General features: G+C 37.9%; 24 protein-coding genes. 14 read left to right on the forward strand and 10 right to left on the reverse strand.

Going from position 1 to position 22,872, the window contains the following annotated elements; genetic code table 11:
- Positions 1–193: 193 nt before the first annotated feature.
- Positions 194–1,594 carry a Do family serine endopeptidase gene (locus tag AC07U8_RS14970; RefSeq protein WP_004823133.1) on the reverse strand — a complete coding sequence of 467 codons (1,401 nt, stop codon included), beginning with the start codon at positions 1,592–1,594 and terminating at the stop codon, positions 194–196.
- Positions 1,595–1,820: 226 nt separating this feature from the next.
- Between AC07U8_RS14970 and nadB the strand changes: the two genes are divergently transcribed.
- Positions 1,821–3,464: an L-aspartate oxidase gene (gene nadB, locus AC07U8_RS14975; RefSeq protein ID WP_096734773.1), complete on the forward strand. Its 1,644-nt coding sequence runs from the start codon at positions 1,821–1,823 to the stop codon at positions 3,462–3,464.
- Positions 3,465–3,782: 318 nt separating this feature from the next.
- Here nadB and AC07U8_RS14980 read toward each other — a convergent pair whose 3' ends face one another.
- From AC07U8_RS14980 to pabC, 8 genes are all read right to left on the reverse strand, one after another.
- Positions 3,783–4,556 carry an AraC family transcriptional regulator gene (locus AC07U8_RS14980; protein ID WP_494738209.1) on the reverse strand — a complete coding sequence of 258 codons (774 nt, stop codon included), beginning with the start codon at positions 4,554–4,556 and terminating at the stop codon, positions 3,783–3,785.
- An 18-nt stretch (positions 4,557–4,574) separates the two neighbouring features.
- A complete protein-coding gene (locus AC07U8_RS14985; RefSeq protein WP_004717160.1) occupies positions 4,575–4,955 on the reverse strand; it encodes a hypothetical protein in 381 nt (126 codons plus the stop codon).
- 108 nt (positions 4,956–5,063) lie between these two features.
- The gene (locus AC07U8_RS14990) at positions 5,064–5,945 is read right to left on the reverse strand and encodes an arginase family protein (RefSeq protein ID WP_004717161.1); all 882 of its coding nucleotides are present in this window, start codon (positions 5,943–5,945) and stop codon (positions 5,064–5,066) included.
- A 4-nt stretch (positions 5,946–5,949) separates the two neighbouring features.
- Positions 5,950–6,930 (reverse strand): hypothetical protein, encoded by a 981-nt coding sequence (locus AC07U8_RS14995; RefSeq protein WP_004717163.1) that lies wholly within the window; start codon positions 6,928–6,930, stop codon positions 5,950–5,952.
- Between the two features lie 488 nt (positions 6,931–7,418).
- Entirely contained in the window at positions 7,419–7,835 is a 417-nt protein-coding gene (locus AC07U8_RS15000; RefSeq protein WP_151803289.1) for a PaaI family thioesterase, read from the reverse strand.
- Between the two features lie 127 nt (positions 7,836–7,962).
- Entirely contained in the window at positions 7,963–8,562 is a 600-nt protein-coding gene (tmk, locus tag AC07U8_RS15005; RefSeq protein ID WP_004823143.1) for a dTMP kinase, read from the reverse strand.
- Positions 8,563–8,571: 9 nt separating this feature from the next.
- Entirely contained in the window at positions 8,572–9,633 is a 1,062-nt protein-coding gene (gene mltG / locus AC07U8_RS15010) for an endolytic transglycosylase MltG (RefSeq protein WP_096734778.1), read from the reverse strand.
- On the reverse strand, positions 9,626–10,447 hold the full coding sequence (gene pabC / locus AC07U8_RS15015) for an aminodeoxychorismate lyase (protein WP_314336075.1): 822 nt from the start codon (positions 10,445–10,447) through the stop codon (positions 9,626–9,628). The genes mltG and pabC overlap by 8 nt, the downstream gene beginning before the upstream one ends.
- Before the next feature lie 163 nt (positions 10,448–10,610).
- Here pabC and AC07U8_RS15020 point away from each other — a divergent pair, with 163 nt between their 5' ends.
- The 7 genes from AC07U8_RS15020 to AC07U8_RS15050 all read left to right on the forward strand — a co-directional run bounded on the left by AC07U8_RS15020 (position 10,611) and on the right by AC07U8_RS15050 (position 17,585).
- Positions 10,611–11,621, forward strand: a complete 1,011-nt coding sequence (locus AC07U8_RS15020; RefSeq protein ID WP_004717173.1) for a sulfate ABC transporter substrate-binding protein — start codon at positions 10,611–10,613, stop codon at positions 11,619–11,621.
- A gap of 43 nt (positions 11,622–11,664) precedes the next feature.
- Positions 11,665–12,270: an RBBP9/YdeN family alpha/beta hydrolase gene (locus AC07U8_RS15025; RefSeq protein WP_105713612.1), complete on the forward strand. Its 606-nt coding sequence runs from the start codon at positions 11,665–11,667 to the stop codon at positions 12,268–12,270.
- An 80-nt stretch (positions 12,271–12,350) separates the two neighbouring features.
- Positions 12,351–13,184, forward strand: a complete 834-nt coding sequence (cysT, locus tag AC07U8_RS15030; RefSeq protein WP_004717179.1) for a sulfate ABC transporter permease subunit CysT — start codon at positions 12,351–12,353, stop codon at positions 13,182–13,184.
- The gene (cysW, locus tag AC07U8_RS15035) at positions 13,181–14,077 is read left to right on the forward strand and encodes a sulfate ABC transporter permease subunit CysW (protein WP_004717181.1); all 897 of its coding nucleotides are present in this window, start codon (positions 13,181–13,183) and stop codon (positions 14,075–14,077) included. Before cysT ends, cysW begins: the two co-directional genes overlap by 4 nt.
- Before the next feature lie 10 nt (positions 14,078–14,087).
- Positions 14,088–15,149, forward strand: a complete 1,062-nt coding sequence (locus AC07U8_RS15040) for a sulfate/molybdate ABC transporter ATP-binding protein (RefSeq protein WP_004717183.1) — start codon at positions 14,088–14,090, stop codon at positions 15,147–15,149.
- 55 nt (positions 15,150–15,204) lie between these two features.
- A complete protein-coding gene (locus tag AC07U8_RS15045; protein WP_004717184.1) occupies positions 15,205–16,134 on the forward strand; it encodes a CysB family HTH-type transcriptional regulator in 930 nt (309 codons plus the stop codon).
- 233 nt (positions 16,135–16,367) lie between these two features.
- A complete protein-coding gene (locus AC07U8_RS15050) occupies positions 16,368–17,585 on the forward strand; it encodes an OmpP1/FadL family transporter (protein ID WP_494738210.1) in 1,218 nt (405 codons plus the stop codon).
- 88 nt (positions 17,586–17,673) lie between these two features.
- On the opposite strand, the gene carO is transcribed toward AC07U8_RS15050, so the two are convergent.
- Positions 17,674–18,423, reverse strand: a complete 750-nt coding sequence (gene carO / locus AC07U8_RS15055) for an ornithine uptake porin CarO (protein WP_105713610.1) — start codon at positions 18,421–18,423, stop codon at positions 17,674–17,676.
- 304 nt (positions 18,424–18,727) lie between these two features.
- Here carO and dapD point away from each other — a divergent pair, with 304 nt between their 5' ends.
- The 6 genes from dapD (at position 18,728) to AC07U8_RS15085 (ending at position 22,730) form a co-directional block, all read left to right on the forward strand.
- Positions 18,728–19,549 carry a 2,3,4,5-tetrahydropyridine-2,6-dicarboxylate N-succinyltransferase gene (gene dapD, locus AC07U8_RS15060; protein ID WP_004717190.1) on the forward strand — a complete coding sequence of 274 codons (822 nt, stop codon included), beginning with the start codon at positions 18,728–18,730 and terminating at the stop codon, positions 19,547–19,549.
- A gap of 109 nt (positions 19,550–19,658) precedes the next feature.
- Positions 19,659–20,369, forward strand: a complete 711-nt coding sequence (gene queE / locus AC07U8_RS15065) for a 7-carboxy-7-deazaguanine synthase QueE (protein WP_004717192.1) — start codon at positions 19,659–19,661, stop codon at positions 20,367–20,369.
- Between the two features lie 36 nt (positions 20,370–20,405).
- Positions 20,406–21,077 carry a 7-cyano-7-deazaguanine synthase QueC gene (queC, locus tag AC07U8_RS15070; protein ID WP_004717194.1) on the forward strand — a complete coding sequence of 224 codons (672 nt, stop codon included), beginning with the start codon at positions 20,406–20,408 and terminating at the stop codon, positions 21,075–21,077.
- A 13-nt stretch (positions 21,078–21,090) separates the two neighbouring features.
- On the forward strand, positions 21,091–21,501 hold the full coding sequence (locus AC07U8_RS15075) for a hypothetical protein (RefSeq protein WP_004717195.1): 411 nt from the start codon (positions 21,091–21,093) through the stop codon (positions 21,499–21,501).
- A gap of 65 nt (positions 21,502–21,566) precedes the next feature.
- Positions 21,567–22,259: a Dph6-related ATP pyrophosphatase gene (locus AC07U8_RS15080; protein ID WP_419313924.1), complete on the forward strand. Its 693-nt coding sequence runs from the start codon at positions 21,567–21,569 to the stop codon at positions 22,257–22,259.
- A 9-nt stretch (positions 22,260–22,268) separates the two neighbouring features.
- Entirely contained in the window at positions 22,269–22,730 is a 462-nt protein-coding gene (locus tag AC07U8_RS15085) for a peroxiredoxin (RefSeq protein WP_004823156.1), read from the forward strand.
- The last annotated feature ends 142 nt before the right edge of the window (positions 22,731–22,872 follow it).

Consider the following 22,872-nt stretch of genomic DNA (forward strand, 5'->3'; position numbering starts at 1 on the left):
AAATCTTAAGTTAAAACTATAGGCGAGGAATACAACTTATGCTTAAGATTTATTGAATACTGAAAAATGGAATATTTTGACTTTGACGCTTTTATATCGGATTGATTCAAAAGCTATTCTTAAAATATTTGCAAAATAAACTTGATCATATAAAAAAGCCACTCTTAGAGTGGCTGATTCTGATTAGTTGTATTTATTGAATACGTAATCCAATCATAGCATGTTGTCCTTCACGAACAATCGCTACACGTGCTACCGTATTTTTCTGTAGCTCAGAAATAGCATCAACAAAATCATTCGGTGTATTTACTTTCTTGTTATTTACTTGGGTGATCACATCACCAGGTAAAATCCGTGACTGTGCAGCTAAGCCGCCTCTGGTCACATCTTGAATAAACACACCACCTTTAACATTTAAACGATTCTTTTCTTGTTCAGTTAAAGCACGAATCGCAACACCAATGATAGGCCCTTTATTTGGCTTAGCCGAAGTGTTGGTATTGTCAACTTTTGCAGGGGTATCATCTGGTGCAACAGTTAAAGTTGCTGTAATTACTTTTGGTTTATCATCACGTAAAACTTCGAGCTTAACAGATTGATTAGGTTGAGTGCGATTCAAATAATTCAATAATTCAGAGGTGCGTGATATTGGCGAACCATTATATTTTAAGATTACATCGCCTGATCTAAAGCCCGCTTTTTCTGCAGGTGAATTCGGCGCAACTTGGGTAATCAACGAACCTTCTGGTTTATCTAATTTATATGCTTCTGCTAAGTTTCGATCGATATCTTGCAGCATTACACCAAGATAAGAACGGGTTACTTTACCATTCTTTTTCAACTGATCAGCAACATCCATTGCTACATCAATTGGAATAGAGAATGACAAGCCCATATAACCCCCCGTACCACTAAAGATACGAGAGTTTACGCCAACAACTTGACCTTGTTGGTTAAATAGCGGACCACCTGAGTTGCCCGGATTTAATGCCACATCGGTTTGGATAAATGGAACAGAGGTTTCACCCATCATATTACGTGACTTGGCACTGACAATCCCTGCTGATGCAGAATAATCAAAACCAAATGGCGAACCGATTGCTAGAACAGGCTGCCCGACTTTAAGTTGATCTACATTACCCACAGATAATGATGGGAAATTATTCCCCTCAACTTTTAGTAAAGCTACATCTGTACGTTCATCACTGCCCACCACTTTTGCATCAATTTCACGGCGATCATTCAACATAATCGTCACTTTAGATGCATCTTCAACCACATGGTGATTTGTCAGTAAATAACCATCTTTACTAATAAAGAATGCACTACCATACGCAGTCTTTTCTTGTGGCGCGCGTTGTTGTGGAATAATGATTTGATTACCAAAGAAACGCTTTAGAATTTCAGGTACTTGTTGCTGTAACAACTCTTCCTGAGATAACTTTTTAACAACATTAACACTCACAACAGCTGGACTAACTTGTTCAACCAAGTTAGAAAAATCCACAGGAGTTGAAGCTTGAACTTGTGATGTTGCCGCAGCGACAGTAAATACTGCTGCATACATTCCTTTTTGTATTAGACCATTACTCATTTCTCACGAACCTGCATCTGATGATTATTTGCTTAAAAATGTTTGTAACATATTATTTAATATCGTTACGTAAAAATATGTTTACATTTTTTTATAAAACAAGACTTTACTTAATTTTATATTAAAAGCCTTGGAATATCTTATTTATACTAAAATCTGACACATGTGACTATTGTAATTTGTTAAAAAAAAGAGTGTTATTAGCAAACATTTTTCAAATTAGCTGATGGACATGTCTAATTTAAGTACAACTCATCAATTTGACGTGGTTATTGTGGGGAGTGGCGGTGCAGGCTTAAGTTTAGCCTTATCTTTGCCTGAACATTTTAATATTGCTGTTTTAGCGAAATCAACCTTAACCGATGCAAGCACATATTTTGCACAAGGTGGTGTTGCTGCCGTACTTGACGAAACAGATTCTATTCAACAGCATATTGATGACACTATGATTGCAGGCGCACAGTTATGTGAGATTGATGCAGTCAAACATACCGTTGAAGGTGGTCGACCTTCTGTCGATTTCTTACTCAACCATGGTGTGCAGTTTACATTAGATGAAGATGAACAATTACATCTCACTCGTGAAGGTGGACATTCACAACGTCGCATTATTCATTCAGCCGATGCCACAGGTAAAGCCATTTCGACCACACTGGTTCAACGCGCTCAAGAAAAGAAAAATATTCATATTTTTGAAAATTACATTGCGATTGATTTAATCACCACACATAAATTAGGACATAAACAACAGTCCAATCGTGCGGTTGGTCTTTACGCACTTGATGAAAGCAATGAAAAAGTTCATACATTTTTAGCCCCATTCACTGCCCTTGCTTGTGGTGGTGCAATGAAAGCTTATTTATATACATCAAATCCTGATATTGCCACAGGCGATGGTATTGCCATGGCATATCGTGCAGGCTGTCGTGTCGCAAATATGGAATTTAATCAATTCCATCCAACCTGTTTATATCATCCTCAAGCACGCTCATTTCTGATTACGGAAGCAATGCGTGGTGAAGGTGCGTATTTACGTTTACCTGATGGTGAACGCTTTATGCTGCGCTTTGATGAACGTGCCGAACTTGCACCACGAGATATTGTTGCACGCGCTATTGATTATGAAATCAAACGCTTAGGCATCCGCCATGTCTGGTTAGACATCAGTCATAAACCAGCTGAATTTGTTAAAGAACATTTCCCAACCTTATACGCGCGCTTATTGGAACTTGGTATTGATATCACCAAGGATATGATCCCTGTTGTTCCAGCAGCACACTATACTTGCGGTGGCGTGGTGGTCGATGAACATAGCCAAACTGATTTAGCTGGTTTATATGCAATTGGTGAAACGTCGTATACAGGGTTACATGGGGCTAACCGTATGGCCAGCAATTCACTACTTGAATGCTTTGTATATGGTATGAGTGCTGCCAAGGACATAGAGGCAAAGTTTAATCATCACTTTGATATACCGACCGTGCCTGAATGGGATGCTTCACAATCGACCAATCCTGATGAAGATGTTGTGATCCTGCAGAATTGGGATGAACTCCGCCAAACCATGTGGAACTATGTCGGGATTGTAAGAACCACAAAACGTTTACAACGTGCATTGCATCGTATTGAAATGTTGAAGAAAGAAATTACTGAATATTATCAGGATTATCATGTCAGTAAGAACTTGATTGAACTACGTAATTTGGTCATGGTTTCAGAGATGATTGTTCGTTGTGCCATGCAACGTAAAGAATCACGTGGTCTACACTACACGCTTGATTATCCAGAGCTTTCACCTGAATTAAGAAAAACGGTATTAACGCCACCAAACTTTACAGTCGAAACACCATTGGTAAATGAAGCAGTTTAAACCCCTTAAAATCACAAAAAATAGTCAGATCATTCTGGCTATTTTTATATAATGGCGCTTAATGAGCAAAAACAAAGCACTTGAGCAAGAACAAAGCACTGCTTTGTTTGTAGCGCAAGAATGTGATAACACAAGGAGAGGCACCGCTACAGATATAGTAGCGCAAGGATGTGGTAGCACAAGGTGAGGTATCGTCTACGCAAATCAATTTAAATTTTTCAAGCTAAAATGCGGCAGTGCAAATCTTTTTAATAATTCATAATGTTATAAATTCATTTTGATTAAATGCTAAAACTAGTTCTATTTGAAAATAAAACCTTATGTTTGCTGCATATAATTTCGAGGAGAAAGCTGCATTATTTTCTTAAACATTACAATAAATGAGCTATCACTGTCATAGCCTAATTTCATCGCAACCTGATGTACTGAATCTCCTTCTGTTAACCATTGTAATGCCAATACAACATGTAACTTTCTTCGCCATTGATTAATACTCATCCCCGTCGTTTGATGAAAAGTTCGTGTAAGGCTTCGTTCACTCATACAACATAATTTTGCCCATTCAGCCAAACTTTGATTCTGCTCAGGATGCTTTAATAAATGGCGGGTCAATTTAACTAAACGAAGATCTTGTGGAATGGGTAAATAAAATGTTGGCTTTACAACTGATTGAATTTCATCTAACAAGCATTGCTGCAAACGGAAGTCTTTTTCTGAAAGTACCTTATCAGACAAGGTTTCAACTCTTTCCAATAAGGCATTCAGTAAATTTGTCACTTGCAACATGGTGCAATTCGGTTCTAAAAGATGATCAAGTTGGGGGGCAATAAATGCAACATAGCCAGAAGAGACACCATAACTACTGACTTTATGTGGCACATTTGACGGAATCCATAAAGCCTGTTGTGCTGGAACAACCCAAATACCAGACGGTGTTTCCACAGTAATTAAGCCATTAACCGTCATCATCAATTGGCTTTTTACATGCTGATGTGACGCAAGCTCCCAATCAGGAACTTGCTGTTGTATTTTTAATACAATAATTGCTTGGTCTATTTGATCTACAAAAAAAGGATCCACATTATCAAGCATGGTTTGCCTATATATTTATCACTTTAAAACAGCGTCGATGACTTTCTGCGCTTGTTGTTGATTGTCTACAATAAACATCGGGTAGCCTGTAAACTTAATAAAGTTATTGGCAAATTTTTGCGTTTCAAGTCGAATATTTTCATCAGGTTCAATATGAATCAATGCTTTCACATATTGGCTTAAAATTTCACGTTTTGCTTTAACCCATGCTGCAACTTGCTTGCGTTCTTCATGATCATTTTTTTGTTCAGGAAAGGCCCCTTCACTGATAAAAACAAAAGTTTCTTTGCGACTCAATAATGATTCATAAATTGCAATTGTTTCATCAACTGAAACTGCATCTTCAGCTTGATAACTAATACGAACGATTGGAAAGTTTTCTAAATTTTGAATAAACATGATAACCACCATAAATGAGAATAATTATCATTGTATTGATTTATACAGATCGTACATTACTAAATTCAGCCAATAAATACGGTATTCCAGCCAAATTTAACAGCGAGTTTAGTCTTTATTTTTTCCATAATAAGTACGATGCGCTATATGAAAAGTTTCAGCATGTAATTTTGCTAAATCATCTAAGTTCTGATAGCCCCCTGCAAGTACAAACATGATCGGAATATTGTCACGTTTGGCAAGGTTAAACACTATTTCCTCTCTTTTTTGAATCAACTCTGTCGTAAACCATGCCGAACCATAAGGATCTGCTTGATGGCAATCCATCCCCGCTTGATAAATAATAATATCGGCTTTCCACTCATTCGCTCGCTGAAAAGCTTCATGCAATGCCATAGTATATTGAGCAAAACTTCCATGCTTGGTATGAATGTGGCGGCTTTCCGCACGTTCATACGTGGGGTAGCCAAAAGCCAAACCGTAAATACTAAAATTATATAAATTATCTAATCTGCGGGTAAAATCAGCTGTCCCATCACCACCATGCTGATCGCAATCCAAAATAAAGATACGTTTATTTGCATAATGTTGTGCAATTAATGCCAAGCCATTAAAAGTGCAATAAGAGCCACCATATTCATAATTGGCGTGGTGAAACCCTTGCGCAATATTGGCGGCAATCCCATGTTGGAATGCCAGTTCAGTTGCCAACAATTGCCCAGCATTGATGGAGAGTACTGCATCTCTTAATTGTTCATTCCAAGGCTTAAAACCAGCAAAAGTTGCCAGTTTTGCTGGTTGTCCTGTTAAAAAAGCCTCGACATATTTAGGTGAATGTAAGGCTTTTAAAATTTCTGGATCAATTTGTTGTGGTTCATGAAATTTATAATCATTAAATTGCTGTAGTTGCTCTGCGACTGCAACAAGTTTTTCCATGCTATTTGTATGTGTTTGAGCAAAATAGCGTGGAGAAAAACAAACATTTAACATAAAGCTATCCGAGACTGAGTGCTCTCAATTGTGATTTTGCAACATCATTGAGTTGTTTTATAAGTGTTGTGTCAGGACTAAAAAGTCCATTATTCACTTGTTGTTCAAAATGTGTCGTAAATGCCCTTTGTCGATTCTCAGGTGAAATGGCTAAAGTGGTTAATCGCAAAAACCAAAAACCTTGAATCTCTTTATAAGGAATAATATAGCCTTTAAACTCTTGATTGGGGACTTTGTTGGCAATTTGTTCAATATCATAATCGACAGAAAATAAAGAACCAATCGGAATACGAATTCCATTCATCAATAAAGGTTGTAAATTTATACAGGAATGATTATCCCCCATGTTCATTTTTTCGATCAACAGCGGACGATTTTGATCATCTACAAAAATGTTGATTGAGCCTTGTCTTAACATGGAACGATGGGCAATCTTTAAGAAAAATGCTTCTGCCATTGGACATGAGCCCACTTTAGGCTTGCCGTCAAGCGTCGCAATTTCAACATAACCAGTTTCATCTGCTGTTTTGGGTAAAATCACATCTTCCAACATAGCGCAAATCACATGGCTTTCTTCTAATTGTGCTTGTTGCGATAAGCGTCTTAAGTTTGCTTGGATTGCAACTTCTTGTTCAACTAAGGCTTTAAACTCATCATCTTTGGCTTGAATAAGAAAATTTTGAATCGATTTATTTTGATCTAAGTTATGCCAATCATCGATATCTAATCCATAAGCATTTTTTTGCTCAAGGATCTTTTTTAATTTCTTAAAATCATAATCTTTAAATATTTTTAAATCAGTTGCTTCAACTTGATCACGCGGAAAATTAATGTACTCAGCCAATACGCGTGTAGCCTGCGTATAACCGCAACCACGGCGTTCAGTTTGATGTGAATAGTGTTCATTCAACATCTCCGTCAATTTATCTGATAAAGGAAAAACCTGTTCCTTAAACAAATCTACGACTTCATGACCTGATGACATATTCTTTATTCCATTTAATCTATATTAATTTTCAAAATAAACTATTTATTATGAATAAATTAGCATTATCCCTTGCAGAACTCAATATATCACTCAAGTTGTAATTGCATCTATATCAATCAATACAATTGATTGTTTATTATTCTTTTTGATATTCATGCTCACATACCCATACATGATTTAAGTATCCATTAAAGATCTTTCATAAATCAAAAAATGACCATGTTGAGTGAATCAGATTGGTATTGAAAGTCCCTTCTACCTTTGGGAGAAGGCTAGGATGAGGGGAATTTTATGATGATCTATGGCTTTAAAAAGAACTAACGTAAGAAGTCTATTGTTAATGACGCTATAACCAAAAATATAGATTGATGATCAAAACAATTTAACCATCACTAAAAATAGTGAGCATTAACACACCATCAGAAAACCCAGTAAGGACTATAAAAAATTTCGTCCAATACGCATTTTTAAAATCCCTGAATGATTTATTTTTGTGGTGGAACAGAATACGTTCCTGTCACATGTGCAACAGGATCATCCGAACCTAAAGAATAAATCCAGACCTCACCGACAATTAAAGCTTTACCCACTTTCATCAATTTACACACGCCACGAATATCAACACCACCCGTTGGCTTGCGTAAAAAATTAATATTCATATTGGTCGTAACTGTCAAACCGACTAAACCAATTTCACCCATAATCGCAACATAAAGTGCAAAATCTGCTAGGGCCATCATGGTTGGACCTGAAACAGTTCCACCTGGTCGTATATCTTGATCACTGACGTGCCAAACCAAAGAAGCCCCTTTTTCAGTTACTTCTTCAATTTCGCAACGTTGTAAACTAGGTGAAAAAAATTGCTGTAAGAATTGTACGATTTCAGCTTTCGAGCTTTTCATAATTAAAGTCTTTATATCCCTGACCTAAAACAATATAAAGACTTTTTCGGTTCAAAACACTAACGCTATCGTTCAAATCAATAGAATAAATTGCTCAATTTCACTTATTTAGAGGATTGATTGGCGCTTATTTTAAATAGCTTAACGCCTCAGCAAATACTTGCTCTGGTGCTTGAGTCGCATCTAAACGTTTCATCCGTTGAGAATCACGCAAATGAATTTCAGAAAACCCACTGCGTACCGATTCAAAAAACACCACTTTTTCTTGTTCAAAGCGGTCTAATGCACCGCGTGCACGGGCACGGTTCATTCCCAATTCAATTGGCGCATCCAACCAAAAAGTAATATCTGGCATTTTAGAAACAAAATTTTCATTGAGCAGTTGTAACTTATCTCGACTTAACCCGCGACCTGCACATTGATAAGCAAAACTTGAATCGACAAAACGGTCACACAGTACAATCTTGCCCTCAGCCAAGGCAGGTAAAATCACAGCTTCCAAATGTTGTGCTCGTGCTGCATACATCAGCAATAACTCCGTGTCATTACTCATCTGTTCTTCATGATTGACCGACAGCAATAATGAACGGATTTGTTCAGCTAAAGGCGTACCACCAGGCTCACGTGTTAAAACAACCTGTTGACCTTGTTGTTGAAAGTAATCAAATAACTTTTGAATGAGCGTGGTTTTTCCTACACCTTCAGTACCTTCAAAACTTATAAACATGCTCATTCCTTAATTCTTAGACCGCATAACTTGAATATATTCTTGCACTGCACGATTATGATCATTCAGATTGGCTGTAAATTTGTGCCCACCATTACCTGTGGCAACAAAGTAAATGTTTTCAGAGTTATCTGGATGCATCGTCGCTTCAATGGCTTTTTTGCTTGGTAAAGCAATCGGTGTTGGCGGTAAACCATTGATCGTATATGTATTATAAGCACTCGGAGTACGTAAATCCTGCTTTGAAATCTTACCCGTATATTTATCACCCATCCCATAAATCACGGTAGGATCGGTTTGTAAACGCATGCCCAGTTTTAAACGACGATAGAATACACCTGAAACCTGACGTAACTCGCTGTCTACACTGGTTTCTTTTTCAATAATCGAGGCCATGATTAAGGCTTCATATTTATTTTTATAAGGTAAGTCTGGCGCGCGTTTTTCCCAAGCTTCATCTAAAATTTTCATTTGACGTTGGTACAGGTCAGTCAAGATTTGCTTATCCGTTGCACCTTTATCAAAGAAATAAGTATCAGGCGCAAATAAACCTTCTGGGTGATCATAAGGAATATTTAAGGCTTTCAGCATTTCACCACTCGGAAGCTGAATCACCGATTTTTCAACCAATGGATCTTTTTTCAATGACTGAATTAATTGCTTCGCTGTCGTCCCTTCTATCACCAAAAGTCGACTCATCTGGGCATTTTCAATATTAGAAACCATTTCTAATACTTGGCGTACATTCATACCTTTAGTCACTTCATACACACCAGCTTTCATGGTGTCATGAATGAAAATTTTCCGATAAAGCTTAAGAATGATTGGAAAACTAACCTTATCGTCCTTGGCCAATTGATCAATAAAACCAGTATAGGTTTCACCATTTGAAATAGACAGCTTTTGTTTTTGACCCGTCACTGGATACGCTTTAAAAATACTCATTTTTAAAATGATTGCAGTCATGATCAAAAAAACAACCAGAACGATCGCAATGCCTTTATAGATGTTATTGCTCACTTGAGCTTGAGTTTTCTTTTTAGATTTTGGCTTAGGTTTGGTTTTAGGCATGAGAATTAAACTGACTTAAATTTAAAATATTAAATAACTCAACACAGGATTGAGTGTCTAGATGTTGATGATTCAACGTTTCGACCACTTTCATTGGACTGAGAGCATTGCAAAAGAACAGGCTTTGAAAATGTCGAATTTCATCCATATCGATAAAACGCTGTTCACAGGTGACACCATAATGTTGCATCCGAGACAAAATCTCGGCACGCATCACACCATGTACGCCATTATAACGAAGTTCAGGCGTAATCCATCTATTGTTTATCCGAATAAAACAATTACTGCTCACACCTTCAACAACTGAACCTTGTACATCTGTGACTAATGCTTCTAACCAGCCTTTTGCCTGAGCTTCTTTTTTTAGTAACACTTGTTCTAAACGGTTTAAGGTTTTTAAACCCACCAAATTCGGCATCAATAAGCCAATTGCTTGGTCCAATACACCACTGTGAATTAATTCAGGCTGGAAGCAGGCGGTTGTTTTTGGATAATAAACCACATAAAGATCGGCCTCATGTTCAGGCATTGCATAGCCACGATCACCATCACCCCGACTAATAATGACCTTCAATGTACCGTTTAATATTCCATTTTGTTGTCTTAAACATTGCAGGGTCTGATCCAACAACTCAAAATTCACATCTAAAAATAAACGTTCAGCCGCCAACTTCAATCGAGCACGATGTAAAAGCTCCAACTCCATAACATCTTGATGTAATCGAACTGTACTAAAACAACCATCTCCATAATGAAATGCTCGATCTAAAAGTGAAATAGAATCAACAAATTGAGCATTTTTAAAACAGATCATTAAGCAATTTCCTATGGCTTTGCACCAATACTATAAGCAATATAAGCATTTTCTTTTTCTCTTTTATTCATATAAAATTCGTTTTTTATTATTTTTTATGGATAAAGACTAGCGTTATCCTCACTCCATCTTACCGAACTTCAGAATTAAATGGGGCAAAAAAATGCAGTTCTCTAAACTTAAATTTGCTGTGGCAGCAGTACTGATCTCAACCACATCTTTCAGCGTTGCTGCAAAAGATTTTTTAAATGTATCTTATGATCCAACACGAGAATTGTACGATAATTTTAACAAACAATTTGCAACGTTTTGGAAATCTAAAACTGGTCAAGACATCCAGTTTAAACAATCACATGGTGGCTCTGGTAAACAAGCGCGTGCGGTTATTGATGGTTTGCAAGCAGATGTTGTGACTTTAGCATTGGCCGCAGATATCGATGCGATTGCACAAAATACAAATTTATTGCCAAAAGACTGGCAGAAGAAATTCCCACAAAACTCTACACCGTACACATCAACAATCGTTTTCCTCGTCCGTAAAGGTAACCCGAAAGGCATCAAAGACTGGGGCGATTTGGTAAAACCAGGTGTAGAAATTGTAACACCAAACCCTAAAACTTCAGGTGGAGCACGCTGGAACTATTTAGCAGCATGGGCTTGGGCAAAACATAAATATGGTTCAGACGCAAAAGCACAAGAGTTTGTACGTCAAATTTATAAACAAACTAAAGTACTTGATTCTGGTGCACGTGGTTCGACGACGACATTTGCAGAACGCGGTATTGGTGATGTGTTATTGGCTTGGGAAAATGAAGCGTATTTATCTACACGTGAACAACCAGGTAAATTTGAAATCATTACCCCATCACTGTCGATCTTGGCAGAACCACCTGTCGCAATTGTTGAAAAGAATGCTGAAAAAGACGGTAACTTAAACTTAGCAAAAGCATATTTAAACTATCTGTATTCACCTGCTGGTCAAGACATTGCAGCGAAAAACTTCTACCGTCCGCGTAATGCAGCAATCTTGCAAAAGTATTCGACAACATTCAAACCGTTAAAATTGGTCACAATTGATAAAGAGTTTGGCGGTTGGACTAAAGTTCAAAAGCAACATTTTGAAAATAATGGTGTTTTTGATCAAATCGTAAAAGCCAATGCAAGCAGCAAATAACTGTTTAAAATAAACTTAAGCGAAAGGAAACAGGAGCATAGACATGATTCATACAATTATTGTTCCAGGCGTTGGTGGTAGTGATTACGATCACTGGCAATCTAAATTACAACGTGAACTCATGTCTTGCTCGCGCGTACAACAACAGGATTGGAACTTACCTATTCTTAAAGACTGGATTGCCCAATTTGTTGCGACTGTCGTCAATGCTACGCAACCTGTTCAAATTGTTGCACATAGTTTCGGATGTTTAACCACGGTTGCTGCTTTGGCTCAGCATCCTGAAATTGTAGCTAAAGTAAGAAAAATTATTTTAGTTGCACCAGCTAATCCAGCACGTTTTGGTGAGGCTGGTTTTGCTCGAAACAGTATCGGTGACTATGAAGCTTATTTTCATGAGTTGAAAATTACGGTCCCTGCTGAAATGATTATTTCTGAAAATGATCCTTGGTTAAATTTTGAAGATGCACAGAAGCTTGCGAAAGCGTGGAAAATTAGGCCTCGAAATTTAGGTCAGGTTGGGCATATCAATGTTGCATCAGGCTTTGGACACTTTCCTGAAATTTATGATCATTTAATTTTTGATAAGCAAAACTTCTTTATCAGTAATACTGATGACAACAAGTTGTTATTTAAATTTGCAATTTAATCATTGCCTTTTAAGCTTGCAAAATCGTTTTAAATTTGCTTATTGATTTCAATAAGCTTTCTCTCTTTTGAGGAGTCATCATGTCGCAGCGATCCCGAGTGCTGCCAGGTTTTGGTCTTTCACTAGGCTTCACCCTAGCGTATCTATCATTAATCGTACTGATACCACTGTCTGCCGTATTCATAAAATCATTAGGCGTAGGTTGGGATGGTTTATGGGAAATCTTGAGCTCTGAACGTATTTTAAAATCATTACAGCTCAGTTTTACCACCGCCCTGATTGCAGCCTTGATCAATGTCATTTTCGGCTTTTTATTGGCTTGGTGCTTAGTCCGTTATTCATTTCCTGGTAAACGTATAGTAGATGCATTGGTGGACTTACCCTTTGCATTACCTACAGCGGTCGCAGGTATTGCGTTAACCTCTTTATATGCATCAACAGGTTGGATTGGTCACTTGCTCGAGCCTTTAGGGATTAAAATTGCCTATACCTCACTAGGTATTACGCTTGCTTTAATTTTTATTGGTATTCCTTTTGTGGTTCGTACAGTACAGCCAGTTTTAAGTGATCTTGAAACTGAGCTAGAAGAAGCCGCTTCTGCATTGGGTGCAAATCGTTTTCAGATCGTGACAAGAATCATTTTACCGATTTTGTTTCCGGCCTTACTGACTGGCTTTGCATTGGCATTTGCTCGCGGTGTGGGTGAATATGGTTCGGTCATCTTTATTGCAGGCAATATTCCTTACGAAACTGAAATTGCTCCGTTAATGATCATTACCCGTCTTGAAGAATATGATTATGCAGGTGCAACGACAATTGCAGTGGTGATGCTGGTGATTTCTTTCTTTATCTTGTTCCTGATTAACTTGGTACAAGCTTGGGCAAGTCGCCGTACTGGGAGAACCGCACGATGAGCTTAAATACCAACAGCAATGCTTTGGCTGAAAAACTGCAATCTCGTGATGCGACACGTGAACCTGCCTGGGTACGTAATACCCTACTAATTATTGGTCTGATTTTCTTTTTAGGCTGCTTAATTCTACCGTTGGTGCTTATTTTTGTTGAAGCATTTAAACAAGGGATTCAAGTCTACTTTGCTTCACTGGTTGATCCTTATACCCTATCTGCGGTCAAACTCACATTATTGACTGCAGCCATTGCAGTACCTTTGAATGTGATTTTTGGTGTTACAGCAGCATGGTGTGTTGCCAAGTTTAATTTCCGTGGAAAATCATTCTTAACCACCATTATTGATACACCATTTTCAGTCTCACCCGTCATTGCTGGTTTAATGCTGGTTTTGATCTTTGGCTCACAAGGTTGGATTGGATCATGGTTAATTGAACATGATATTAAAATCCTCTATGCGACACCGGCCATTATCCTCGCAACTGTATTTATTACTGTTCCTTTTGTTGCACGTGAATTAATTCCATTGATGGAAGCACAAGGAACAGAAGAAGAAGAAGCTGCAATTGTGCTCGGTGCTTCGGGTTGGCAAACCTTTTGGAAAATTACCATTCCAAATATTAAATGGGGTCTCATTTATGGCGTGATTTTGTGTAATGCACGTGCCATGGGTGAATTCGGTGCAGTATCTGTGGTTTCAGGCCATATTCGTGGTGAAACCAATACCTTGCCGTTGCATATTGAAATTTTATATAACGAACCAAATTCGATTAGTGCTGCTTTTGCCGTCTCAACATTGTTAGCATTTTTGGCCATCATTACCTTGATTTTAAAAACATGGGTTGAATATCGCCAAGAAAAACAAGATCGCGAAAGTAAAGAATCAACTGTTTCTTAAGGAATTGCACATGAGTATTCAAGTTAAAAATATTGAAAAAAACTTCGGTGCATTCCATGCACTTAAAAACATATCGCTAGATTTTCCAGAAGGTCAACTGGTTGCCCTGCTTGGTCCTTCTGGCTGTGGTAAAACCACATTACTGCGTATTATTGCTGGTTTGGAATCAACGGATAGAGGACAAGTTATCCTTGAAGGTACAGATGCAACCAATATTCATGTACGTGAACGTCAAGTTGGTTTTGTATTTCAGCATTACGCACTGTTCCGTCATATGACTGTTTATGACAATGTTGCATTTGGTTTACGTGTTCGTCCAAAGGCGACTCGACCAAATGAAACTGAAATCAAAAAACGTGTTACCCGTTTATTGGATTTGGTACAACTTGGTTTCTTAGCAGATCGTTATCCAGCGCAATTGTCTGGTGGTCAACGTCAACGTATTGCATTGGCACGTGCCTTGGCTGTTGAACCACGTGTATTGCTCTTAGATGAACCTTTTGGTGCATTGGATGCCAAAGTACGTAAAGAATTACGCCGTTGGTTACGGACTTTACATGATGAATTACATATCACGTCAATCTTTGTAACCCATGACCAAGAAGAAGCCTTAGAAGTTGCTGATCAAATCGTGGTGATGAACAAAGGTGATATTGAACAAATTGGTTCACCGCGTGAAGTTTATGAAAAACCAGCAACTCCGTTTGTATTTGACTTTTTAGGTCAAGCAAACCGTTTTGAAGGTGAAAACCATCAAGGCATCATTCAAATTGGTGAAGATCGCATCCAACTGCCTTCGGCTACACAAACTGCCAATGGTAAAGTGATTGCCTTTGCCCGCCCAAATGAATTGAAAATTCACACGCAACCGACTGAAAATACAATTCAAGCAACCTTCTTACGTGAGTTGTGGATTGCGGGTAAAGTCATGGCAGAGTTACAAGATCGTCAAGGACAACTGATTGAAATTGCTTTAAATCCTGATGAAGCAAAATTACATCAATATCGACCAAATCAAACAGTTTGGGTAAGTGCATCTACACTTCACCTATTTGAAAATCAAGTCGCGTAATCGACGACAGGATGAATATTACCCCTATTCATCCACATTTGAGGTATCGAACATCATGAACTTTCAACAATTACGAATTATCCGAGAAACAGTTCGTCAAAATTACAACTTAACCGAAGCCTCTGCTGCACTTTATACTTCACAATCTGGTGTCAGTAAGCATATTAAAGATTTAGAAGATGAATTGGGTGTACAGCTGTTTGTTCGTAAAGGCAAACGGTTATTAGGTTTGACAGAACCTGGTCAAGCATTGTTGAGTATTGTTGAACGCATGCTTATTGATGCTGACAATATTAAACGTCTTGCTGATGATTTTAATAAAGTTGATGAAGGTACGCTTACAATCGCAACAACACATACACAAGCACGTTATGTGTTACCACCGATTGTCAATTTATTTAAAAAAGCATTTCCCAAAGTTCATTTGATTTTGCAACAAGCCAGTCCTGTTGAAATCTCTGAAATGTTATTGCTTGGTTTGGCTGATATCGGTATTGCAACTGAATCACTAACCACTGAAGATAATTTGGGCAGTGTATCTTTCTATAACTGGAAACACAGTATTATCACGCCACAAGATCACCCACTGACTAAGCTTAATCCTAAAGAGATTACCTTAGAAAAATTGGCTGAATTTCCAATTATCACCTACCACGGTGGTTTTACAGGACGTTCTAAAATTGATAAAGCATTTGAAGATGCCAATTTAGATGTAGATATCGTCATGTCAGCACTAGATGCCGATGTGATCAAAACTTATGTTGAACTGGGAATGGGTGTCGGTATTGTCAATGATGTGGCTTATGACACAGAACGCGATAAACGTCTAAAACAAATCGATACTGATATTTTTGGTTTAAATACAACTTGGATTGCGGTTCGTAAAGGCCATTTACTTCGTGGCTATGGCTATGAGTTTATTTCACTCTGCTCACCAGAGGCTGATATCAAAGCATTGAAAAAAATCGCCTATCCTGATGATTAAGAAAGAAATGAAGTCATCAAGGAATAAATCGTCAATAAATAAACCATCAAATAGTCATGATGATCAAAGATAGAGAGCTACGGCTCTCTTTTTTATCATTTAAAAATTAAACACAAACTCTTAAGAATAATTAATCTATTTGATTTTATTTAATATTTTATTATAAGCATGGCTTTTTAGTATAAAATTTAGTCTTACCTTTATCACTGATCAATTTATTTCGGGGGGAATGAATGAATTCTATTGCTTGGGGCTTAACCCTTGGAAGTTTTGTTCCTCTTTTTAGCCATGCCGCAGGTATGGAGAAATCTGACCAGTCTATCCTTGCTTTTTTAGAACCGAATCATTATGTAGAATTGTCTTATGCAGAGCTCTATGCAGATGTTTCAGGGCAACTCCCTCAACATGAGCAATTCAAACAACTCGGCGTTGAAGATTTTTCAACAGGCAACCTTGTCAACAATTACCACTTTGTCAATGCTACTGCAAAACTGCAAATGGCCCCACAACTTTCATTTGGACTGATTTATGATCAGCCTTATGGTGTTGATCTTAGTTATGAATATCGCCCACAGAGCTTTGCTGGAAAGCAACTTTTAGAGTCGGGGCAATTTAATTTTAAAAGTCAAAATCTTTCGATGCTCTTGGGTTATCAACCTAGTGCGAATTGGAATATATATGCTGGTGGCATTTATCAACAGTTCGAGGGTGAACTCAAAGTCTTTGGAGCAAACTATTCAGCGATGAGTAGCTATCATGCACAGCTAAAACAAAGTTCAGGTCATGGTTGGCTCGCAGGTTTAAGCTATCAAATTCCAGAGTATGCAGTAAAAACTGCGATTACCTATCGTTCCAAGATCAATCATCAATCTGCAATCACTGAGGATGTTTCAGCGCAAGCTTTAAGTATTATTCCTTTTGCTAAAACACAAATCACCACGCCTCAATCCGTCAATCTGGATCTACAGACAGGTTTAACGCCATCGAATATTCTTTATGGCAATTTGAGGTGGGTCAATTGGAAAGATTTTGAAATTCAACCTAGACAATTTGGTGCAGTGGTTAAGATTGCTGCAGAACAATACCCTGAACTCATCAAACCTTTTAATCTGATTGATTATAACAAGGATCAATGGTCTGCAAAGCTTGGGCTTGCACATGTATTTTCACAACAATGGGTTGCCACTACAGATATTTCATGGGACTCAGGCAATGCTAATCCCGCTGGAACACTGAATCCTTCAGATGGTTTTTATGCTTTAGGCTTGGGTGCTTTATATAACATCAATCCTCAGAGCTTTATTTCTTATGGTGTTAAATATTTTAAATTCAATAAAGCAAAAGTTAGCAACTTAGATGCCAATACTTCAATTGTCCAAAACTCAAGTTTATCTGAAGTGGGCCATAATGATGCTTTTGCACATGGAATTCGAGTTGGCTATCGCTTTTAATTCATCTAAAAATTCAGCTATCAAAAATACCAAGTTCAAAATAAAAAACGAGCCGAAGCTCGTTTTTTATTACATGATAATCAATAAATTACCAGTGGTAGCTTACACCCACTTTACCAACTGGTAACCATTGATATTTGTCATCGTTACGAATTTTATTTTCTAAACGATCGGCTGCATCAGCACCCGAAGTTGGGTCAATGCTACCTACTTCTTGTAAACCAACAGCTTTTAAGTTCGCTGTAGGATTACCAGTGTAATAAGCACCTACTTCACCAAATACACCAATATTTTTAGTGATTTTTGGAGCCCAACCAAAACCTACATATGGAGCAATTTGGTTATCGTAATCTACTTTACCATTGATGCTACCATTGCCATTTGGTGCATAGTAATTTTTACCATCAATTTTCAGAGTGTCATTTGAGTTATGTAAAGATTTCTTTAAATCATATTTACTGTCAACATAACCAACACCTGCTGCAACATAAAGACCTTGGGCTAAAGCATTTTCACTTGCACCCCATGGGCGAATTTCAGCATTTAAATAAGTCAAATTATTGTCTAAATCCATGTCATATTTAGTGCCATCAATAGACAAATCATCTGACCAAGAAATATCACCACCGTTATAACCCAATGCTAAACCAACATAAGGGTTTGCAGTCCAAAGTAAAGCACCACCGTAACCAGTTGTACCTACTTCAAGACGAGCGCCAGTAGGGATTAATTTATTTGCTTCAAATGCATAACCTTGGTCAACAACAGACCCATCAGCCATTGCTAAACCAGAAGCAGATAATGCAGCTGTAACAGCCAATAATTTTAACACTTTCATTTATGTCTCCTCAAAAAATAGAGTTTGTTCTTTAATCATTAATGTGTTGGACTCGAAACGATCATATGTGATTCTCTCCGCACAATTAATAGAGAAATTGATTACTTTTTGTTATTTTTTGATACAATTGGATATTAATTGTTGTTTTTAAACGAAATAAATTAAATAAAAACTTAACAATTCATTTATTTGGTTGTTTTATTTTAAATTATAAGATTAGTTTTTTCGATTGAAACTAGATTTTATATCTAATCTGAGTCCAATTTGGTGTAGAATCTTTTAAAATTTTTTGGGAAGGAAGATCATGTCTCAGCTTTCAACGATCATTGAACAAGCGTTTGAAAACCGTGCCAACTTTACAGCAGTAGATTGTCCTGCTGACGTACGTCAAGCTGTTGAAGAAGCCATTGCTGGCTTAGATAACGGCACACTTCGTGTAGCTGAAAAAATTGACGGTGAATGGATTGTTCACCAATGGTTGAAAAAAGCTGTTTTATTGTCTTTTAAATTAAACGATAACAAGCCAATTGAATCATGTGATCTTCGTTTCTATGACAAAGTAGAGACTAAATTTACTGGTTGGACTGAAGAACAATTTAAAGCTGCTGGTGTACGTGTTGTACCACCTGCTGTTGCGCGTAAAGGTTCTTTCCAAGCGAAAAATGTCGTATTGATGCCTTCTTATGTAAACATTGGTGCTTATGTAGATGAAGGCACAATGGTTGATACATGGGCGACTGTAGGTTCATGCGCTCAAATCGGTAAAAATGTTCACCTTTCAGGTGGTGTAGGTATTGGTGGTGTTCTTGAACCACTTCAAGCAAACCCAACAATCATTGAAGATAACTGCTTTATTGGTGCACGTTCTGAAATCGTTGAAGGCGTGATTGTTGAAGAAGGCTCAGTTATTTCAATGGGCGTATTCATTGGTCAATCGACTAAGATTTTTGACCGTGAGACAGGTGAAATCCATTATGGTCGTGTACCAGCTGGATCTGTCGTTGTTTCAGGCAGCCTACCGTCTAAATGTGGTACATATAGTTTATATGCTGCAATTATTGTCAAGAAAGTTGATGCTAAAACGCGTGCTAAAACAAGCTTGAACGAATTGCTTCGCGAAGACTAATTTATTTTCCCTCGTGGAATTTTAGTTATCTAGCGTAGCAATCGCTTCTCATCTCTACGGTCAATCGTGATCGTAGAGATTTTTCATTATGTAATCTGTGGTAAATTTCATGAATTCTCTTCGTTCTTCGACTATTCCTGTTTCTGATCCGTCTGCGGGGCTGCGTATCACGGAGATTTTTTATTCATTGCAAGGTGAAGCCAACACTGCGGGTTTACCGACTGTTTTTATTCGTTTAACAGGTTGCCCATTACGCTGTACCTATTGCGATACCACCTATTCTTTTGAAGGTGGCGAACGCCAATCGCTTGACCAAATAATTCAAACAACATTAGATTATAAAACGCCTTATATCTGTGTCACCGGTGGCGAACCGCTTGCTCAGCCCAATGCCTTACCCTTAATGCAACGTTTGGCAGATTTAGGTTGTGAAGTTTCTTTAGAAACCAGCGGCGCTTTAGATGTCTCTAAAGTCGACCCACGTGTTTCAAAAGTTTTAGATTTAAAAACTCCAACTTCGGGTGAGGTTGCACGAAATTTACTCAGCAACCTCGATCATTTAACTCAACATGATCAAATCAAATTTGTGATTTGTAATCGTGAAGACTATGAGTGGTCTAAACAGCAAGTTGAACAATACGCTTTAGCGCAAAAAGTTAGCACAGTATGGTTTTCTCCTGCTTTTGCAGTGGAAAAAGGTGCGGCACGTTTGCCTCAGCTTGCACGCGATTTAGCACAATGGATTTTAGAAGACCATCTCCCTGTTCGCTTCCAGTTGCAATTACATAAATTGCTTTGGAACGATGAAACTGGTCGTTAAATTTATCGTCAATTATTAATATTTGGAGAGTTGGATATGCGCCCTCGTGCCGTAGTCTTATTATCTGGTGGCTTAGACTCAACGACGTGTTTGGCTTGGGCTCAAGCAAACTATGACTGTATTGCCCTAAGTTTTATGTATGGTCAACGCTCTACCACTGAACTCGATGCAGCCCGCGCTTTAACGCAACGCGCAGGTGTAGAACATCGTGTGATTAATATCGATTTAGGTAATTTAGGTGGTTCAGCGCTTACAGACCTTAACATTGATGTTCCTGATCATGAAACAGATGGTATTCCTGTAACTTATGTTCCAGCACGTAACACCATTTTCTTGTCTTATGCACTTGCAGCCGCAGAAGTTTTTGATGCTCAAGCGATCGTGATTGGTATCAATGCTGTTGATTATTCAGGATATCCTGACTGCCGCCCAGAGTTTATCGAGGCCTTTGCCAACATGGCTCGTCTTGCAACGAAAGTCGGTGTAGAAGGAAAACCTCTTAAATTTGAAACACCTCTGTTACATTTATCCAAAGCGAATATAATACGCTTAGGCATCGAACATGGCGTAGACTATAGTCAAACGGTTTCATGCTATCAAGCAGATGACCAAGGACGTGCTTGTGGCAAATGTGATAGCTGTCGACTTCGTAAAGAAGGTTTTAAGGATGCAGGTATTGCAGACCCAACACGTTATATACCGCAATAACAAGGTACTGTTTATGAAAAATTTAAAATCAAGTCTTATTCTTTCTGCTTTATTTTCAGCTTCGGCTTTAATGGGATCTACGGCTTTTGCTGCTGAATCAAATGCAGTTCAACAAGCCTATAAGAGTGCAAATGTTAAATCTGCACTTATTGGCGTGTGTAAAACGGAAACAGCTAAAGGTGGTAAATTAACTTCTGCTGAAGTAAGTAAATACTGTAGCTGTGCTGTTGAATCTGATGGTAAGTTAACCAACGATCAAAAATGGCAAATTCAAAGTGCCATTAACCAAAAGAAAAGCCCAGCAACACTTGCTTTCGTTCAAAAAAATAACCAAGACCTTCAAACATGTTTTGGTCCTCAGTTAACAGGTAAATTAAAAACCTTAACTGAAGAAGCAATGAAAGCAGCACAAGCGAAGAAATAATTTCTTCTTGTTGCAAAGAGCCTGCCCATGCAGGCTCTTTTTACAATTGGATGATACAAAACGATATGCAGGACCAATGGAATACTGTGATACAGCAACAAAAATTTGTTGCTTCGTATAGTGGCGGGAAAGATAGTAGCCTAGCTTTATATCACGCTTTGCAAAGTGGGCAAGCTGTAGCTCTCATTGTCATGCTAGAAGAACATGGACAAAGATCTCGTTCTCATGCCATGCCGCTTGATATCATTGATGCCCAAGCAGAGCTGATTGGTTTACCTATACTTAAAGCATCAGCCACGTGGAATGACTATGAACATCAATTTGTAAATCTCCTCAATCAAACCAAACAACTGGGTGCAGAAGCCCTTGTTACTGGTGATATTGATCTGATTGGACATGCGCAATGGAACCAATCTGTCTGTGAACAAAGCCAATTGCAGTTATGTATGCCATTATGGCAAAAACCACGGCTCGACATTGTGGGTGAATTTATTCAACTGGGTTTTGTCAGCATCATTGTGACGATTAACCTAAATCTCGGTATGCGGGTTGAAGATTTGGGTAGAGTTTTAACAACAGATTTTGTGGATGAATTAATCGAACGTGGGATTGATCCATGTGGTGAAGCGGGTGAATTTCATACCACGCTGATCGATGGTCCAATTTTTAAAAAGCCGCTTTTACTGAATAAAGGTGATATTCTCTATCATGAAAATTATGCCTTTTTAGCACTTGAACTTAAACACAACAGCATTTAAGGACAAACAATGACTGAACAAATACAACTTCCAAATCAGAAATTCCCAACGACGACGGGTGAAATCAACCTCACTGAGCTCTCTACAGATTGGTTAGTTTTATATTTTTATCCAAAAGATTCTACACCTGGCTGTACCACTCAAGCGGTTGGTTTCTCTTGTATAAAAGACCAATTTGACGCTTTAAATACCACCATCATTGGTGTATCTCGTGACTCTGTAAAAGCACATCAAAACTTTACAGAGAAGCAAGCATTGACCATTAATCTGATCAGTGACAAAGAAGAAGTATTATGTAAACACTTTGATGTGATTAAAGAAAAAAATATGTATGGTAAACAAGTGATGGGGATTGAGCGCTCAACATTTATTTATCATCAAGGCAAACTGGTTAAAGAGTATCGTAAAGTTAAAGCTGCTGGACATGCTGAACAAGTTTTAGAAGACTTAAAAGCACTACAAAAAGCTTAACTGCAAAAGTCCCTACTCGCTTTAAAGTTAACATGACTTAAAACGTGCCAGGGACTTTAAATCTTCTTATTGAGAACATACTCCAACCCGATATAGATTGTTCCCTTTTTTCACATTGAAAAAGATCATTACGCTGACTTGA

Source organism: Acinetobacter sp. GW821-FHT01E09 (genome assembly GCF_059422385.1).